The 14,732-nt window shown below is 73.6% G+C and carries 12 protein-coding genes and 1 riboswitch; of the genes, 3 read left to right on the top strand and 9 right to left on the bottom strand.

The window, feature by feature from the left end:
- Positions 1 to 406 precede the first annotated feature (406 nt).
- A complete protein-coding gene (sepH, locus tag ACIRRU_RS11675) occupies positions 407 to 1,495 on the top strand; it encodes a septation protein SepH (RefSeq protein WP_403678876.1) in 1,089 nt (362 codons plus the stop codon).
- Positions 1,496 to 1,571: 76 nt separating this feature from the next.
- Here the strand turns inward: sepH and ACIRRU_RS11670 are convergent, their stop codons facing one another.
- Positions 1,572 to 2,402 (bottom strand): sulfurtransferase, encoded by an 831-nt coding sequence (locus tag ACIRRU_RS11670; RefSeq protein ID WP_403678874.1) that lies wholly within the window; start codon positions 2,400 to 2,402, stop codon positions 1,572 to 1,574.
- A gap of 277 nt (positions 2,403 to 2,679) precedes the next feature.
- On the opposite strand from ACIRRU_RS11670, the gene ACIRRU_RS11665 reads away from it, so the two are divergent.
- Positions 2,680 to 3,465, top strand: coding sequence for a VOC family protein (locus ACIRRU_RS11665; RefSeq protein WP_403678872.1), 786 nt, complete (start codon positions 2,680 to 2,682; stop codon positions 3,463 to 3,465).
- A 194-nt stretch (positions 3,466 to 3,659) separates the two neighbouring features.
- On the opposite strand, the gene ACIRRU_RS11660 is transcribed toward ACIRRU_RS11665, so the two are convergent.
- The 4 genes from ACIRRU_RS11660 to ACIRRU_RS11645 are packed head-to-tail and all read right to left on the bottom strand — an operon-like array spanning position 3,660 to position 9,097.
- On the bottom strand, positions 3,660 to 4,316 hold the full coding sequence (locus ACIRRU_RS11660; RefSeq protein ID WP_363201783.1) for a thymidine kinase: 657 nt from the start codon (positions 4,314 to 4,316) through the stop codon (positions 3,660 to 3,662).
- Positions 4,317 to 4,361: 45 nt separating this feature from the next.
- Positions 4,362 to 5,549, bottom strand: coding sequence for an alkaline phosphatase family protein (locus ACIRRU_RS11655; RefSeq protein WP_403678870.1), 1,188 nt, complete (start codon positions 5,547 to 5,549; stop codon positions 4,362 to 4,364).
- Positions 5,549 to 6,145: a DUF5998 family protein gene (locus ACIRRU_RS11650; RefSeq protein ID WP_363201785.1), complete on the bottom strand. Its 597-nt coding sequence runs from the start codon at positions 6,143 to 6,145 to the stop codon at positions 5,549 to 5,551. Before ACIRRU_RS11650 ends, ACIRRU_RS11655 begins: the two co-directional genes overlap by 1 nt.
- 54 nt (positions 6,146 to 6,199) lie before the next feature.
- Entirely contained in the window at positions 6,200 to 9,097 is a 2,898-nt protein-coding gene (locus tag ACIRRU_RS11645; protein ID WP_403678868.1) for a GNAT family N-acetyltransferase, read from the bottom strand.
- 171 nt (positions 9,098 to 9,268) lie between these two features.
- Between ACIRRU_RS11645 and ACIRRU_RS11640 the strand changes: the two genes are divergently transcribed.
- Positions 9,269 to 9,550, top strand: a complete 282-nt coding sequence (locus ACIRRU_RS11640) for an HPr family phosphocarrier protein (protein ID WP_007449776.1) — start codon at positions 9,269 to 9,271, stop codon at positions 9,548 to 9,550.
- A 163-nt stretch (positions 9,551 to 9,713) separates the two neighbouring features.
- Here the strand turns inward: ACIRRU_RS11640 and ACIRRU_RS11635 are convergent, their stop codons facing one another.
- The 4 genes from ACIRRU_RS11635 to ACIRRU_RS11620 form a co-directional block, all read right to left on the bottom strand.
- Positions 9,714 to 10,415, bottom strand: coding sequence for a GntR family transcriptional regulator (locus tag ACIRRU_RS11635; protein WP_403678866.1), 702 nt, complete (start codon positions 10,413 to 10,415; stop codon positions 9,714 to 9,716).
- A gap of 221 nt (positions 10,416 to 10,636) precedes the next feature.
- Complete coding sequence (locus tag ACIRRU_RS11630) at positions 10,637 to 11,452, bottom strand: M23 family metallopeptidase (protein ID WP_403678865.1); 816 nt, start codon at positions 11,450 to 11,452, stop codon at positions 10,637 to 10,639.
- 15 nt (positions 11,453 to 11,467) lie between these two features.
- A riboswitch (cyclic di-AMP (ydaO/yuaA leader) is annotated at positions 11,468 to 11,634 on the bottom strand.
- A 219-nt stretch (positions 11,635 to 11,853) separates the two neighbouring features.
- The gene (locus ACIRRU_RS11625) at positions 11,854 to 13,224 is read right to left on the bottom strand and encodes a pitrilysin family protein (protein ID WP_363201862.1); all 1,371 of its coding nucleotides are present in this window, start codon (positions 13,222 to 13,224) and stop codon (positions 11,854 to 11,856) included.
- Between the two features lie 26 nt (positions 13,225 to 13,250).
- Positions 13,251 to 14,633 carry a M16 family metallopeptidase gene (locus ACIRRU_RS11620; RefSeq protein ID WP_403678863.1) on the bottom strand — a complete coding sequence of 461 codons (1,383 nt, stop codon included), beginning with the start codon at positions 14,631 to 14,633 and terminating at the stop codon, positions 13,251 to 13,253.
- Between the last annotated feature and the right edge of the window lie 99 nt (positions 14,634 to 14,732).

The following is a 14,732-nucleotide window of genomic DNA, read 5'->3' as shown; positions in this document are numbered from 1 at the left end:
AGCACACCACGCGACGCGACCGATGTGCGAAGAACTGGGTACGCCAACTCCTGTGCCGCACGAGAACTTGGAGCGGCGCGCCGCTCCACCCCGGTGGCCCGAATGGAGTACTGTGACGAGCCCTGGGGCGGACTCCCACGTGGGATTCCGTGGTTACGGAAGGGGGCCGACAGCGGCACTCGATCCAGCGACGCCAAGGCATCGCAGGGGAGTTTGCCGTACAGAGCGACCAAATCGGTCACTTTGGTCGTAATCGGTAACCGTGTCATGGCGGCGTTCCACGGAGAGCGCCCGACACGCCGGGCAACTTGGCAAGGTTGTGGCAGGCTGCACCCGGGCAGGCCACACTCGACTAACGGAAGCAGCGACGCACGTGACGTCGGCAGGCACCACCCGGGAGGTCCCCATGCCCGAACTGCGTGTCGTTGCCGTCTCCAACGACGGCACACGACTGGTGCTCAAGGCTGCGGACAGCACGGAGTACACGCTTCCGATCGATGAGCGGCTGCGCGCCGCCGTCCGCAACGACCGCGCGCGGCTCGGCCAGATCGAGATCGAGGTGGAGAGCCACCTCCGGCCCCGCGACATCCAGGCCCGGATACGAGCCGGTGCCTCCGCGGAGGAGGTCGCCCAGTTCGCGGGCATCCCCGTCGACCGAGTACGCCGCTTCGAGGGCCCCGTGCTCGCGGAGCGCGCGTTCATGGCCGAGCGGGCGCGGAAGACTCCTGTGCGCCGTCCCGGCGAGAACACCGGACCCCAGCTCGGCGAGGCGGTGCAGGAGCGTCTTCTGCTGCGCGGCGCCGACAAGGAGACCGTCCAGTGGGACTCCTGGCGCCGCGACGACGGCACCTGGGAGGTCCTGCTGGTCTACCGGGTGGCGGGCGAACCGCACTCGGCCAGCTGGAGTTACGACCCGCCGCGCAGGCTGGTCCAGGCCGTGGACGACGAGGCGCGCTCGCTGATCGGCGAGACCGACGACGCCGCGCCCGAGCCGAGCTTCCCGTTCGTGCCCCGGATCGCCCGGCTGCCGCGCGACCGGCCGCTGGACCGGAGCCTGGACCGCCAGATCGACCGCGACCGCCCGCTGGACCGGGGGATCGAGCGGCCCGCCCCGGCCGCGGAGCCCGAGGAGTACGTCAGCGGCGGGCCGGCCGGTGAGCGCGACTCGCTGACCAGCCTGCTGGAGGCGGTGCCCAGTTTCCGCGGCGACATGGTGGTGCCCGAGCGGCCCTCCCAGCCGGAGCCGCCCGCGCTGGAACCGGCGGTGGTGGAGGAGGCCGAGGCGGACGAACCGCCCGCGGCCGCCGCGTCGGCCGGTGCCGGATCGGCTTACGCGGATGTGCTGATGCCCCGGGCGGTGGCCGGTCACCGCGACCGGCTGACCGGGACGACGGACCGCCAGGCCGAGGCGGACGGGGTCCGGCCGGGCCGCCGCGCGGCGGTGCCGAGCTGGGACGAGATCGTCTTCGGCACCCGCCGCAAGAAGCAGGACTGACCGGGCGATGACGACCGGCGGGATCGGGGGCCGTACGCAGCCGCGTACGGCCCCCGATGCGTCCGCCGACTGCCACTTATCGCGGCTCCGGCCCCGTGGCGACCGGGCGGGACGGGTCCGAGGACCACTCGGACCAGGACCCCGGGTACAGCACCCCGCGGAACCCCGCGATCTCCAGGGCCAGCACCTGGTGGGCGCCGGAGACCCCCGATCCGCAGTAGACGCCCACGCCCCCGGCGCTGTCCTCCGCGCCCAGTCCGGCGAACCGGGCGGCCAGCCGCTCGACGGGGAGGTAGCGGCCGTCGTCCGCCACGTTCTGCGTGGTGGGCGCGGAGACCGCCCCGGGGATGTGGCCGCCGACCCGGTCGATCGGCTCGACGTCGCCCCGGTAGCGTTCGGCCGCCCGCGCGTCGAGCAGCAGACCCGACCGGGCGAAGGCCGCCGCACTTTCCGCGTCCAGCGTCGGCAGGGCCCCCGGCCGCGGCCGGAAATCGCCCTCGGCGGGCTCCGGAACCGCGGTGGTGAGGTCGCCGGTCCACGCGGCGAGGCCGCCGTCCAGCACCCGTACGTTCCCGTGTCCCGTCCAGCGCAGCAGCCACCAGGCCCGCGCCGCCGCCCAGCCCTGCCCGCCGTCGTACACCACGACGGGAGTGTCCTGGCCGACCCCGGCCCGGCGCATCACGGCTCCGAAGGCCTCCGGGTCCGGGAGGGGGTGGCGGCCGCCGTCGCCCGCCGGGCCGGCCAGCTCCGTGTCGAGGTCGACGAAGACCGCCCCGGGCAGGTGACCGGCCTCGTAGTCGGGGCGGCCGGGCGGGCCGCCGAGCTGCCAGCGGACGTCCAGGAGAACCGGCGGCCGGGGACCCGCCGACTCGCCGGCGTATGCGGATGCGGTAATGATGGGCTTCATGAGTGCCATCCTCGCGCAGCGGCCCCGGCACCCGTAACAGCGGGCGGACGTTCGGCGGCACCGCGGCCGTCCTCCGTGGGGAAGCCCGCCACGGAGAGGGGCGCCCCGGCGAAACACCTGCGTCGAGAGGGCGGAGAGAGCGGCGCGGCCGGAGCGCGTGTGCCGCCGGGTGGTGCGAGCATCTGCACGGGGCCCGCGAACCCGCCCTGACCCGGGGCGGTCCGCCCGCCCCCTTCCCCCGTACGGCCCCCACAACGGTCCGAGGAGAGAGACGACGATGACCGAGGCTGCCGCTCGGCGCACGCCCGGAACACCTTGCTGGGTGAGTCTGATCGTGCACGGTCTGTCCACCACCCAGGAGTTCTACGGAGCCCTGTTCGGCTGGGAGTTCCGGCCGGGCCCCGACCAACTGGGCCCGTACGTGCGCGGGCTCCGGGACGGGCGGGAGGTGGCGGGCATCGGCCAGCTGCCGCCCGACCGGCACCTCCCGGTCACCTGGACCACCTACCTGGCCACGGACGACGCGGACGCGACCGCCGAGGCGATCCGCTCGTGCGGCGGGACGGTCGCGGTCGGCCCGCTGGACGCGGGCGAGGCGGGGCGGATGGCGATCGCCTCGGACCCCGGCGGGGCCGTCTTCGGTATCTGGCAGGGCGCGGACCACATCGGCACCACGGCCGCGGGCGCCCCGAACACGCCGGTCTGGAACGAGCTGGTGACCCGGGAGACCTCGATGGTCGCGAAGTTCTACCAGACGGTCTTCGGCTACGAGACCGAGGCGGTGGTCTCGGCCGACTTCGACTACCAGACGCTGCACCTGGACGGCGTCCCGGTGGCCGCGCTGCACGGGGTCGGCCACGCGCTGCCGCGCGACCGGGGTCCGCACTGGATGACGTACTTCGAGGTCGCCGACACCGACGGGGCGGCGGCGCGGGTGGTGGAGCTGGGCGGACGGGTGCTGCAACCTCCGCGCGAGGGATCGAGCGGGAGGCTGGCGACGGTCGCCGACCCGGAGGGGGCCGTGTTCACGGTCATCCGGTCCTCGCCGGAGTCGCCTTCCTAGGCGGTCGTCCCGGGGGTGCCTTCCCGGGATCTAAGGGCTGTCCCGTAATCCCTGGTGGATCAGCGTGCGGCGTCAGATGCGGTGCATCGCAAGGCGGAGGGACGTCCGAATACTGGATGTATTCGGGCGTTCCGACAACGCGGCGAGGTGCCGTAGCTGTCGTCGCGCGCCCACCAGGGATTACGGGACAGCCCTTAGGCAGTGTCCGGCGCGACCGGCAGCACGTCCGGGGAGAGCGCGCCCGCGCGGGCCGTCTCCGCGGTCATCCGGCGGCGGTGGTGGCGTCGGCACAGCACCTCGTAACCGACCTCGTCGGCCAGCCGGTTGACGTCGCCGACGACGACCTGCGCGCCCTCGACGACCATGTCGCCGCCCACCGTGCGGGCGTTGTGCGTGGCGCGGGCGCCGCACCAGCAGAGCGCCTCGACCTGGAGCGCCTCTATCCGGTCGGCCAGTTCCATCAGCCGCTGGGAACCGGGGAAGAGCTTCGTGCGGAAGTCCGTGGTGATGCCGAACGCGAAGACGTCCAGGCCCAGATCGTCGACGACGCGGGCCAACTGGTCGATCTGGACCGGGGCGAGGAACTGCGCCTCGTCCACGATCACGTAGTCGACCCGGCCGCCGCGGCTGACCCGGTCCACGATGTGCGCGTACACGTCCATGCCCTCCTCGGCCTCGACGGCGTCCGTCACCAGGCCGAGCCGGGAGGAGAGCTTGCCCTGTCCCGCGCGGTCGTCCCGGGTGAAGATCACGCCCTGGAGTCCGCGCGCCGAACGGTTGTGGCCGATCTGCAGGGCCAGCGTGCTCTTTCCGCAGTCCATGGTTCCGGAGAAGAACACGAGCTCGGGCATGAGGGGTCGAGCACCTTTCGAGGGCGGCGGAGGGGGAAACGCGGGTTACGAGCGTACTTCGAGGAGCGGGACGAGCTGTTCCACGGGGGTGAGGGAGCCGTGCACGCCCGCCATCGCGGACTCGTTGGGCTCGTTGACCGAGGCGGTGATGATCACGTCGTCGTGGGCGGCGGCGATCACGTCGCCGATCCTGCCGCGCACCCGCTCGTCGATCCGCGGCCCGAACCAGCCCGCCGCGATCGCCTCGTCCCTGCTCGCCACCCAGAACTGCTCGCCGAGCACCTCGCGCCAGACCGCCAGGACGTCGGCCTGCGCGCCGGGGACGGCGTAGACGTGGCGGGCCCGGCCCTCGCCACCGAGGAGGGCGACGCCGGCGCTCAGCTCCCAGTCCTCGTCGAAGTCGATCCGGGACCGCTCGTCGAAGGGGATGTCGATCATGCCGTGGTCGGCGGTGATGTAGAGCGCCGAGCGCGGCGGAAGCTGCTCGGCCAGCCGCCGGGCCAGCCCGTCGACGTACATCAACTGGCCGCGCCAGGCGTCGGAGTCGACGCCGAAGCGGTGGCCCTTGCCGTCGACCTCGCTGTAGTACGTGTAGACGAGCGAGCGGTCACCGGCGGCGAGGCGCTGGGCGGCGGTGTCCATCCGGTCCTCGCCGGAGAGCCGGCCGAGGAAGGAGCCGCCGCTGAGCGCGACCCTGGTGAGCGGGGTGCGCTCGAAGTCCGGAGCGGAGACCTGCGCGGTGTGCACGCCCACCGCGTCGGCGAGCTGGAAGACCGTGGGGTAGGGCTGCCAGACCTTGGGCTCGGTCCACGGCTGCCAGCGGAGCTGGTTCATCAGCGCGCCGGTCCCGGGGTCGCGCACGGTGTAGCCGGGCAGGCCGTGTTCGCCGGGGGCGAGGCCCGTGCCGACCGAGGCGAGCGAGGTCGCGGTGGTGGAGGGGAAGCCCGCGGTGATCGGCCGGCCGGTGCCGCCGCGCGAGGTGGGCAGGAGCGAGTGCAGGAAGGGGGCCTCGTCGGGGTGGCCCTTGATCTGCTCCCAGCCGAGGCCGTCGATCAGGAAGACGCAGTTGCGGTCGGCCGGGGTCAGTTCGGGGATCGCGGCGCTGAATCCCGGGACCTCCTGCCCCGCGACCAGCGTCGGCAGCAGGTCGGCGAGCGAACCGCTGCCGTACTCGGGGACGGGCGCGGTGTCCGGGGAGAGCGGAACGGGGTCCTGCCAGGCGGGCTGGGCCATCAGCGGCCACTCGCCGCGATGGCGGCCGTGGCCTCGGAGAGCGACTGGGCGAAGGCCAGGGTCTGGCGGACCGCGTCGGGGCCGTCACCGGCCTCGCTGACCCGCAGGCTCAGGTCGTCGGCGGTGGAACTGCCCGTGTAGCCGTGGTCGGCCTCGCAGTTGGCGTCGCCGCAGGCGGCGGGCTCCAGGTCGATCCGGGAGACCGCGCCCCAGCCGATGGTGAGGACGACCTCGCGGGGCAGGGTGCCCGGGACGTACTTCTCCGGGTCGGCCACCACCCGGCTGACCACGACGGAGGAGATCCGGTCGAGCTTGACCGACTCGGTGGAGGTGGTGGCGTGCGCGGTGGCCGAACCGCTCTCGGCGGCCTGCTCGTCGGTGTGGCTGACGATGAACCGGTGCTCGGTCAGGACCAGGACCGTCACATGGCGGCGCACCTCGTTGGAGTCGAAGGTGGTCTCCTGGTGCACCAGATACGAAGCGACCGGCTCCCCGCCGACGGCGGCCTCCACCGCCTCGGCCACGAGGGCCGGGTAGTAGCCGCTGCGCTCGATGGCCGCGCGCAGCCCCTGGGTCGTCGTACCGGTCTTTGCCATGTGCACCATCCTACGGCGGGCCGGTGACTGCCGGGGACGCCCCGGCGCCCGCCGTCAGTAGTTCGGGAGGCGGCGCGGGCCGAGGTCGCCGCGCGGGGGCGGCGGGGCCAGCCGGACGCTCGCACCGAGCACGCTGATGCCCTGCGGGGCCACGACCACCGGCTCCAGCGCCACGGAGACCACCTCGGGATGGTCGTCGACCAGCCGGGACAGCCGCAGCAGCAGCTCCTCCAGCGCCGCCGTGTCGACCGGGGCGGAGCCCCGCCAGCCGAACAGCACGGGGGCCGCCTTGATCGACCGGATCAGCTCGGCGGCGTCCCGGTCGGTGGCCGGTACCAGCCGGTGCGCGGTGTCGCCGAGCAGTTCGGAGGGTGCGCCCGCCAGGCCGAAGGAGAGCACCGCCCCGGCGGCCGCGTCGATCGAGGCCCGTACGACGGTGTCCACCCCGCGCGGGGCCATCGACTGGACGACCGGGAGCAGTTCGGCGGGCTTGCCGAGGAGCTCGGTGAGGTCTCCGTACGCCCGGCGCAGCGCCTCCTCGTCGGCGAGGTCGAGGCGGACCCCGCCGAGGTCGGCGCGGTGGCGGAGGTGGGGGGCGGTGGTCTTCAGCGCCACCGGGTAGCCGAGGGTCCCGGCCGCGGCGACGGCGGCGCCGGGGTCCGGCGCGGGGAGCGTGGGGCGTACGGGGATGCCGTACCGGCCGAGCAGTTCGCGGGCCTCGTCGTGGGTGAGCGGGCGCCCGCGCGGGTCGGGGGCGGTGGCGAGCTGTTCCTCGATCAGGGCGGCGGCGCCCGGTGCGTCGATGGTGTCGTCGAGGAACTCGGGCACCTTCCCGGGGGTGGCCGCCTGCCGCCGCCACTGGGCGTACCTCACGGCCTCGGCGAGGGCGCGTACGGCTCGTTCGGCGGCGGGATAGGCGGGGATGCGGCCGGGGCGGGCGGGGCGCGGCGGCTGCCCACCATCGGCGCCGGTGCCGGTGGTGGGTCCGGTGGCGGCGCCCGGTCCGGCCTCGGGGGCGGGGGCGGAGGCGGCCTGGGCGGCGGGGGGCCGGGCGGGGCCGGTGCGGGTGCGGGGGGCGGCCGTGCTGGTCGCGGCGGCCAGCGCCTCGGCGAGCCCGCCCATCTCGACGTGGACGACGGCCACCGGCTTGGCCGGTCCCCCGGCGGCGGCTCCGCGGAGGGCGGTGGCCAGCACCTCGCCGTCGCCGGTTTCGGCCTCGCCGTTCTCCCCCACCCACGGGATGGCGGTGACGATCACGGCGTCGCACGTGCCGTCGGCGAGCGCGTCGGCCAGTGCGTCCTGGAAGTCCCGCGGGGAGGCGGCCGTGGTGAGGTCGACCGGCGGGCGGGGGCGGAGCCCTTCGGCGAGGCAGGCGTCGTAGGTGAGGAGGCCGAGGGACTCGGAGTTGCCGAGGATCGCGACCCGGGGGCCGTCCGGGAGCGGCTGGCCGGCCAGCAGGAGCCCGGCGTCGACCATCTCGGTCACCGTGTCGACGCGGATGACGCCCGCCTGCCGCATCAGGGCGGAGACCGTGGCGTCGGGGATGCGGCTGACCGGGACCGCGTGGCCGGGCGGGTTGGTGCCGCTGTGCCGGGCGCCCTTGACCACGACGACGGGCTTGACGGCGGCGGTGCGGCGGGCGAGGCGGGTGAACTTGCGGGGGTTGCCGAGCGATTCGAGGTAGAGCAGGGCGACGTCGGTGTCCGGGTCCTCGAAGGAGAACTGGAGGAAGTCGTTGCCGGAGACGTCGGCCCGGTTGCCCGCCGAGATGAACGAGGACAGGCCCGCGCCGCGCCGGTGGAGGCCGGAGAGCAGGGCGATGCCGATCGCGCCGGACTGGGTGAACAGGCCGATCCGGCCGCGGGCCGGTGGCTCCGGGGCGAGCGAGGCGTTGAGCCGGACGGTCTCGGCGGTGTTGATGATGCCGAACGCGTTCGGGCCGATGATCCGCATGCCGTACGAGCGGGCCTGGCGGACCAGTTCGCGCTGGAGTTCGCGCCCCTCGGAGCCCCGCTCGGCGTAACCGGCGGAGAGGACGACGAGCCCCCGGACGCCGTGCTCCCCGCAGTCGGCGACGGCCTCGGGGACCCGGTGGGCGGGGACGGCGATGACGGCGAGGTCGATCCGTTCGCCGATCTCGCCGAGCGAGCGGTGGGCGGGGACCCCGTCCAGGGTGGTCAGGCCCTCGTCGAAGGCCCGGTTCACCGCGTACGTACGGCCGGTGAAGCCCGCGGCGAAAAGGTTGCGCAGGACGGTGCGGCCCACGCCGCCGGGGGTGCGCCCGGTGCCGATGACCGCGACGGAGCCGGGGCCGAGCAGGCGCTGCACCGAGCGGGCCTCGGCGCGCTGCTCTCGGCCGCGCTGGACGGCGAGGGACCTCTCGGTGGGTTCGAGGTCCAGGGTGAGGTGGACGGAGCCGTCCTCGAAGCTGCGGCGCTGGGTGTATCCGGCGTCCCGGAACACCTTGATCATCTTGTTGTTGGCGGGGAGCACCTCGGCGGCGAACCGCCGGATGCCGCGCTCGCGGGCGACGGCGGCGATGTGTTCCAGCAGCGCGGAGGCGACGCCGCGGCCCTGGTGGGCGTCCTGGACCAGGAAGGCGACCTCGGCCTCGTCGGCGGGGGCGGAGGCGGGGCGGCCCCGTTCGTCGATGCGGTCGTAGCGGACCGTCCCGATGAACTCGCCGCCGGTCGTGACGGCGAGCCCCACCCGGTCGACGTAGTCGTGATGGGTGAAGCGGTGCACGTCCCGGTCGGACAGCCGGGGGTACGGGGCGAAGAAGCGGTAGTACTTCGACTCGTCGGACACCTGCTCGTAGAAGCTGACCAGCCGCTCGGCGTCGTCCGTGGTGATCGGCCTGATGCGCGCGGTTCCTCCGTCGCGGAGCACCACGTCCGCTTCCCAGTGGTCGGGGTACGCGTGGTGCGGACTCTGCTCCGGCGCGGGCTGCATGGACAAAGCCTACGGCGGGCATCCCGGTGGCGGAGGGACCGGTGCCGGGGCAGTCTGAGGGGGCCCGGCCGAGGGCCCCGGGACGCAGCGCCGGACGGGAGGCCGGGCACGGCACCGCGCACCGCATGAGAGACTGGTCTAGACAACCGTTGATATGTGAAGGGCAGAACCATGGCTGAGCGCCGCGTAAACGTCGGTTGGGCCGAGGGCCTGCACGCCCGCCCCGCTTCCATCTTCGTCCGTGCCGCCACGGCGTCCGGCGTCCCGGTGACGATCGCCAAGGCCGACGGCAACCCGGTGAACGCCGCCTCCATGCTCGCCGTGCTCGGCCTGGGCGCGCAGGGCGGCGAGGAGATCGTGCTCGCCTCGGACGCGGACGACGCCGAGGCCGCCCTGGACCGGCTGGCGAAGCTGGTCGCCGAGGGACTGGAAGAGCTTCCCGAGACCGTCTGACGCCGTTCGCCGGACCGTCCGAGCCGTTCGCCCGCACGAGAGCCGCAGCCCCCTCAGGGGTCTGCGGCTCTTTCGCTTTTCCCGGGAAAAGCCGGAAAACCGAATTCCGGGCAGCGCGAATACCGCTCCCGGTCGCCGCTTTCTCTTGTATACGGCGCAAGTGTTAATGGCGGCCACTCGCAATGTTGAGGCCGTGTTGCGAAGTGCTCACCCGGGAAGCCGGGCGGTGCGCGTTCCTGTCCGGCCGGCGGAGCCGGTGGGCCGCGGTGGAGCGTTCCGCGTGATGGGCGGCGAGGGCCCTGGCCCGCTCGGCGTCGCCCCGCGCCACGGCGTCCACGATGGCGCCGTGCTCGGCCCAGGACTCCGCCGGTCGGGCGGGCTGCTCGACCGTGTACATCCAGGCGATCTTGTGCCGGAGCTGGGTGAGCAGGGCGATCAGACCGGGGCTGCCGGAAGCCTGCGCGAGGGTCTCGTGGAACCAGCCGCCCAGGGAGCGCAGGTCCTCCCCCTCCCCCCGGCGGGCCCGCTCCTGGCCCAGCCTCACCAGTCCGCGCAGCACCTTGAGGTGGGCGTCGGTACGCCGCTGCGCGGCCCGCGCGGCGCCCAGCGGCTCCAGCAGCGTCCGCACCTCCAGCAGATCGGCCGCTTCCTGCTCGGTGGGCTCCGCGACACAGGCGCCGGCGTGTCTGCGGGTGACCACGAAGCCCTCCGACTCCAGGGTGCGCAGCGCCTCGCGGACCGGGACGCGGGAGACCCCGTACCGCCGGGCCAGCAGTTCCTCGGTGAGGCGGCCGCCGCGCTCGTAGACACCGGAGACGATGTCGTCACGGATTGCCGTGCACACCGAATGAGCGGGAATACGCATGTCCGGACCTCCGCCTTAATCCCCGCGAAACGCGGCCACCCGACGTCTGTTCCGTGACTCTATGGCAATCCGCCGGAATTTCCGATGGGGGGTCGGAATCCATGGATATCTTTTGGCCGGACAGCGGTCGGCCGGATACCCCGGTGCGCGGGCTCCGGCACAATCACCGAAGGCCCCGGCGGGGAGTCGGGGCCTTCGGTGGGCGGGGGGCGCGGGTGGGGTCAGACGTTCAGACCGTGGGCGCGGAGGTAGCCGACGGGGTCCATGTCGGAGCCGTAGTCGGGGGTGGTGCGGGCCTCGAAGTGCAGGTGCGGGCCGGTGGAGTTGCCGGTGGAGCCGGAGAGGCCGATCTGCTGGCCGGACGTGACGCTCTGGCCGACGGTGACGCCGATCGAGGAGAGGTGGCCGTACTGGGTGTACGTGCCGTCCGCCATCCGGAGCACGACGTTGTTGCCGTACGCGCCTCCCCAGCCCGCCTCGACGACCGTCCCGGCGCCGACGGCGACGACGGAGCTGCCGGACGCGGCCATGAAGTCCACGCCGGAGTGGCTGCCGGAGGACCAGAGCGAACCGCCGGACTGGTAGCCGGTGGTGACGTGGGATCCGGCGACCGGCAGGTGGAAGGCGAGTTGCCGGGCGCGCTCGGCGGCGCGGGCGGCACGGGCCTTCTCCTCGCGGATCTCCTTGGCGCGGGCCTCGGCCTTGCGCTCGGCCTCCGCCTTCGCCCTGGCCTTCGCGGCCTCGGCCTTGGCTTCGGCGGCGGCCTCGGCCTTCGCCCGGGCCACCTCATCGGCCCGCTGCTTCTGCGCCTGGGCCTGGGCGTCGATCTGCTCGGCGAGGGTGGCGTCGAGGGCGATGGCCTGGGTGAGGCCGGTGTCGGCGGTCCGGGCGGTGTCGGTGTCCGCGGCGAGGGCCGGGGAGGACAGCGAGCCGATGACTCCGGTGGTGGCCAGAGCCGCGATCCCGGCGGCCTGGGCGCTCCGGCGCGTGAGACGGCTCGGGGCACGGTGCTTCCCGGTGGCACGGGTGAACGCCATGAGAGGGGCTGGTTCCTTTCCTTCCTTCTCGCCTACCGGGTTAGCTGACGGGTTCGGAGCAGGAAGGTCTCCTACGGAGCACCACGCCGGTTCACGGCACGGCTCCCCGATTCACCCCAGGGACTGCGTGGGTCCCCGGCTCCCCAGGCTCGCGCCTGACGGGGACTCGGCGATGGCTGCCCGGCGCCGCGGCTGCGGCGAACGGGTGACGGACAGCGGAGCCGACGCTAAGCGGGCCGCCTTCCCCGCTCCAAACGGACCAGGGCATTTGTCGCGCATCCCACAGGACGGACCGCGCATAGCCTTACTAAACGTGCTAACCGCATTAATCGGGCAAAAGGGAGGACCCCGGCGAACTTTCGTTCGCCGGGGTCCCGTTCGGCCTGGCAGGCCGGTCCGTGTCAGCCGGTGACGACGGACACCTCTCCGATGCCGAGCGCCCTGACGGGCTCCGCGATCTGCGCCGCGTCCCCCACCAGGACCGCGACCAGCTTGTCCACCGGGAAGGCGTTGACCACGGCGGCGGTGGCCTCCACGGTGCCGGTCTCGGCGAGCCGGGCGTAGAGGTGGGCCTGGTAGTCGTCGGGGAGGTGCTGCTCGACCTGGTCGGCCAGGGTGCTCGCGACGGAGGCGGCGGTCTCGAACTTCAGCGGGGCGACGCCCACCAGGTTCTGCACGGCCGTCTCGCGCTCGGCGTCGGTCAGCCCCTCGGCGGCCAGCGTCCGCAGCACCTTCCAGAGGTCCTCCAGCGCCGGTCCGGTGGACTCCGTGTCCACCGAGCCGCTGATGGCGAGCATGGCCGCGCCGCCGGAGTCGGGGCCGGAGGACCGCAGCACCTGGGTGAAGGCACGCACCCCGTAGGTGTAGCCCTTCTCCTCACGCAGCACCCGGTCCAGCCGGGAGGTGAGGGTGCCGCCCAGGCAGTACGTGCCGAGCACCTGCGCGGGCCACACGCTCTCGTGCCGGTCGGGCCCGATGCGGCCGATGAGCAGCTGGGTCTGGACCGCGCCGGGGCGGTCCACGATGACGACGCGGCCGGTGTCGTCCGCGGTGATCGGCTCCGCCGGGCGGGCCTGGCCCGCGTCGCCCGACCAGTCGCCGAGGCTCTCGGCCAGCAGCGCGTCCAGGTCGATACCGGTGAGGTCGCCGACGATCACGGCCGTCGCGGTGGACGGGCGGATGTGGGCGTCGAAGAACGCGCGCACCGCGGCCGCGTCGATCCGCCGGACCGTCTCCTCGGTGCCCAGGCGCGGGCGGGACATCCGGGCGGTGGCCGGGAACAGCTCCTTGGAGAGCTGCTTGGCGGCGCGGCGGCCGGGGTTGGCCTGCTCGTGCGGGATCTCGTCGAGGCGGTTGCCGACGAGGCGCTCGATCTCGCTCTCCACGAAGGCCGGGGCCCGCAGCGCCTCCGCGACCAGCCCGAGGGCCTTGGCCAGCCGGGAGGCCGGGACCTCCAGGGAGACCCGGACACCGGGGTGGTCGGCGTGCGCGTCGAGCGTGGCGCCGCAACGCTCCAGCTCGGCGGCGAACTCCTCGGCGCTGTGCTTGTCGGTGCCCTCCGACAGCGCCCGGGACATGATCGTGGCCACGCCGTCCAGGCCCGCGGGCTCCGCCGCCAGGGGCGCGTCCAGGAAGATCTCCACGGCCACGACCTGCTGGCCGGGGCGGTGGCAGCGCAGCACGGTCAGCCCGTTGGGCAGGGCACCGCGCTCGGGCGCCGGGAAGGCCCAGGGGCGGGCGGTGCCGGCGGTGGGCTGCGGGTGGAAGTCCATGGCTACTCCAGTCGTGGCGGCGTCGCTCACTTGTCCGCCCCCTCGTGCGCGTCGGTGCCCTCGGTGTCCGCCGCGGCCTCCGGGCCGCCCTCGGTCTCCTCGGACGGCTCGATGGGCTCGTAGACCAGCACGGCGCGGTTGTCGGGGTGCAGGGCCGCCTGGGCCGCCGCGCGCACCTCTTCCGCGGTGACGTCCAGGACCCGGCCCACGGCGGTCAGCGCGAGCTGCGGGTCGCCGAACAGGACCGCGTAGCGGCACAGTTCGTCGGCGCGCCCGGCGACCGTGCCGAGGCGGTCGAGCCACTCGCGCTCCAACTGCGCCTGGGCCCGCTCCATTTCCTCGGGGGTGGGTCCCTCGGCGGCGAACCGGGCCAGCTCCTCGTCGACCGCGGTCTCGATCTGCCCGACCTCGACGCCGCCGGAGGTCTTCACGTCCAGCCAGCCCAGCGAGGGCGCCCCGGCGAGCCGCAGCAGCCCGAACCCGGCCGCCACCGCCGTACGGTCGCGCCGGACGAGGCGGTTGTGCAGGCGGGAGGACTCGCCGCCGCCGAGCACGGTGAGCGCCAGGTCCGCGGCGTCGCAGGCGCGGGTGCCGTCGTGCGGCAGGCGGTAGGCGGCCATCAAAGCGCGCGCCGGGACCTCCTCGTGGACCACTTCGCGCAGCTGCTCGCCGATGGTCGCGGGCAGGGTGCCGTCGCGCGGGGGCTGCTTGCCGTCGTGGGAGGGGATGGAGCCGAAGTACTTCTCCACCCACGCGAGAGTCTGCTCGGGGTCGATGTCCCCGACGATCGAGAGCACCGCGTTGTTGGGGGCGTAGTACGTGCGGAAGAACGCGCGGGCGTCCTCCAGGGTGGCCGCGTCCAGGTCGGCCATGGAGCCGATCGGGGTGTGGTGGTAGGGGTGGCCCTCGGGGTAGGCGAGGGCGGTCAGCTTCTCGAACGCGGTGCCGTAGGGCACGTTGTCGTAGCGCTGGCGCCGTTCGTTCTTGACGACGTCGCGCTGGTTCTCCATGGACTCCTCGTCGAGCGCGGCGAGGAGGGAGCCCATGCGGTCGGCCTCCAGCCACAGGGCGAGTTCGACCTGATGGGTGGGCATGGTCTCGAAGTAGTTGGTCCGCTCGAAGCTGGTCGTCCCGTTGAGCGACCCGCCGGCCCCCTGGACCAGCTCGAAGTGGCCGTTCCCCTTGACCTGGCCCGAGCCCTGGAACATCAGGTGCTCGAAGAGGTGAGCCAGGCCCGTACGCCCCTTGACCTCGTGGCGCGAACCGACGTCGTACCAGAGGCAGACCGCGGCGACCGGGGTCAGATGGTCCTCGGAGAGCACCACACGCAGGCCGTTGGCCAGGCGGTGCTCGGTCGCTGTCAAGCCGCCGGAACCGGCCTGTTCGGTGGCCGTGTGACCCATGGGCATGTACGTCCCTTCGATCGCGATACTGGACTTCCTGACCGGTACTTCCTGCCAGACCTGCCACTCTAAGCAAGCGCGGCGGCACCTGGCGAAGTTCCCGTT

Origin of the sequence: Streptomyces sp. NPDC101181, from assembly GCF_044767975.1 — a bacterium.
Taxonomy (GTDB): domain Bacteria; phylum Actinomycetota; class Actinomycetes; order Streptomycetales; family Streptomycetaceae; genus Streptomyces.
This window is presented reverse-complemented; position numbering and strand designations above follow the sequence as displayed.

Bases quoted from the DNA above. Each gene is read 5' to 3' on its own strand.
- sepH (WP_403678876.1), top strand. From the start codon at position 407: ATGCCCGAACTGCGTGTCGTTGCCGTCTCCAACGACGGCACACGACTG.
- ACIRRU_RS11670 (WP_403678874.1), bottom strand. From the start codon at position 2,402: ATGAAGCCCATCATTACCGCATCCGCATACGCCGGCGAGTCGGCGGGT.
- ACIRRU_RS11665 (WP_403678872.1), top strand. From the start codon at position 2,680: ATGACCGAGGCTGCCGCTCGGCGCACGCCCGGAACACCTTGCTGGGTG.
- ACIRRU_RS11660 (WP_363201783.1), bottom strand. From the start codon at position 4,316: ATGCCCGAGCTCGTGTTCTTCTCCGGAACCATGGACTGCGGAAAGAGC.
- ACIRRU_RS11655 (WP_403678870.1), bottom strand. From the start codon at position 5,549: ATGGCCCAGCCCGCCTGGCAGGACCCCGTTCCGCTCTCCCCGGACACC.
- ACIRRU_RS11650 (WP_363201785.1), bottom strand. From the start codon at position 6,145: ATGGCAAAGACCGGTACGACGACCCAGGGGCTGCGCGCGGCCATCGAG.
- ACIRRU_RS11645 (WP_403678868.1), bottom strand. From the start codon at position 9,097: ATGCAGCCCGCGCCGGAGCAGAGTCCGCACCACGCGTACCCCGACCAC.
- ACIRRU_RS11640 (WP_007449776.1), top strand. From the start codon at position 9,269: ATGGCTGAGCGCCGCGTAAACGTCGGTTGGGCCGAGGGCCTGCACGCC.
- ACIRRU_RS11635 (WP_403678866.1), bottom strand. From the start codon at position 10,415: ATGCGTATTCCCGCTCATTCGGTGTGCACGGCAATCCGTGACGACATC.
- ACIRRU_RS11630 (WP_403678865.1), bottom strand. From the start codon at position 11,452: ATGGCGTTCACCCGTGCCACCGGGAAGCACCGTGCCCCGAGCCGTCTC.
- ACIRRU_RS11625 (WP_363201862.1), bottom strand. From the start codon at position 13,224: ATGGACTTCCACCCGCAGCCCACCGCCGGCACCGCCCGCCCCTGGGCC.
- ACIRRU_RS11620 (WP_403678863.1), bottom strand. From the start codon at position 14,633: ATGCCCATGGGTCACACGGCCACCGAACAGGCCGGTTCCGGCGGCTTG.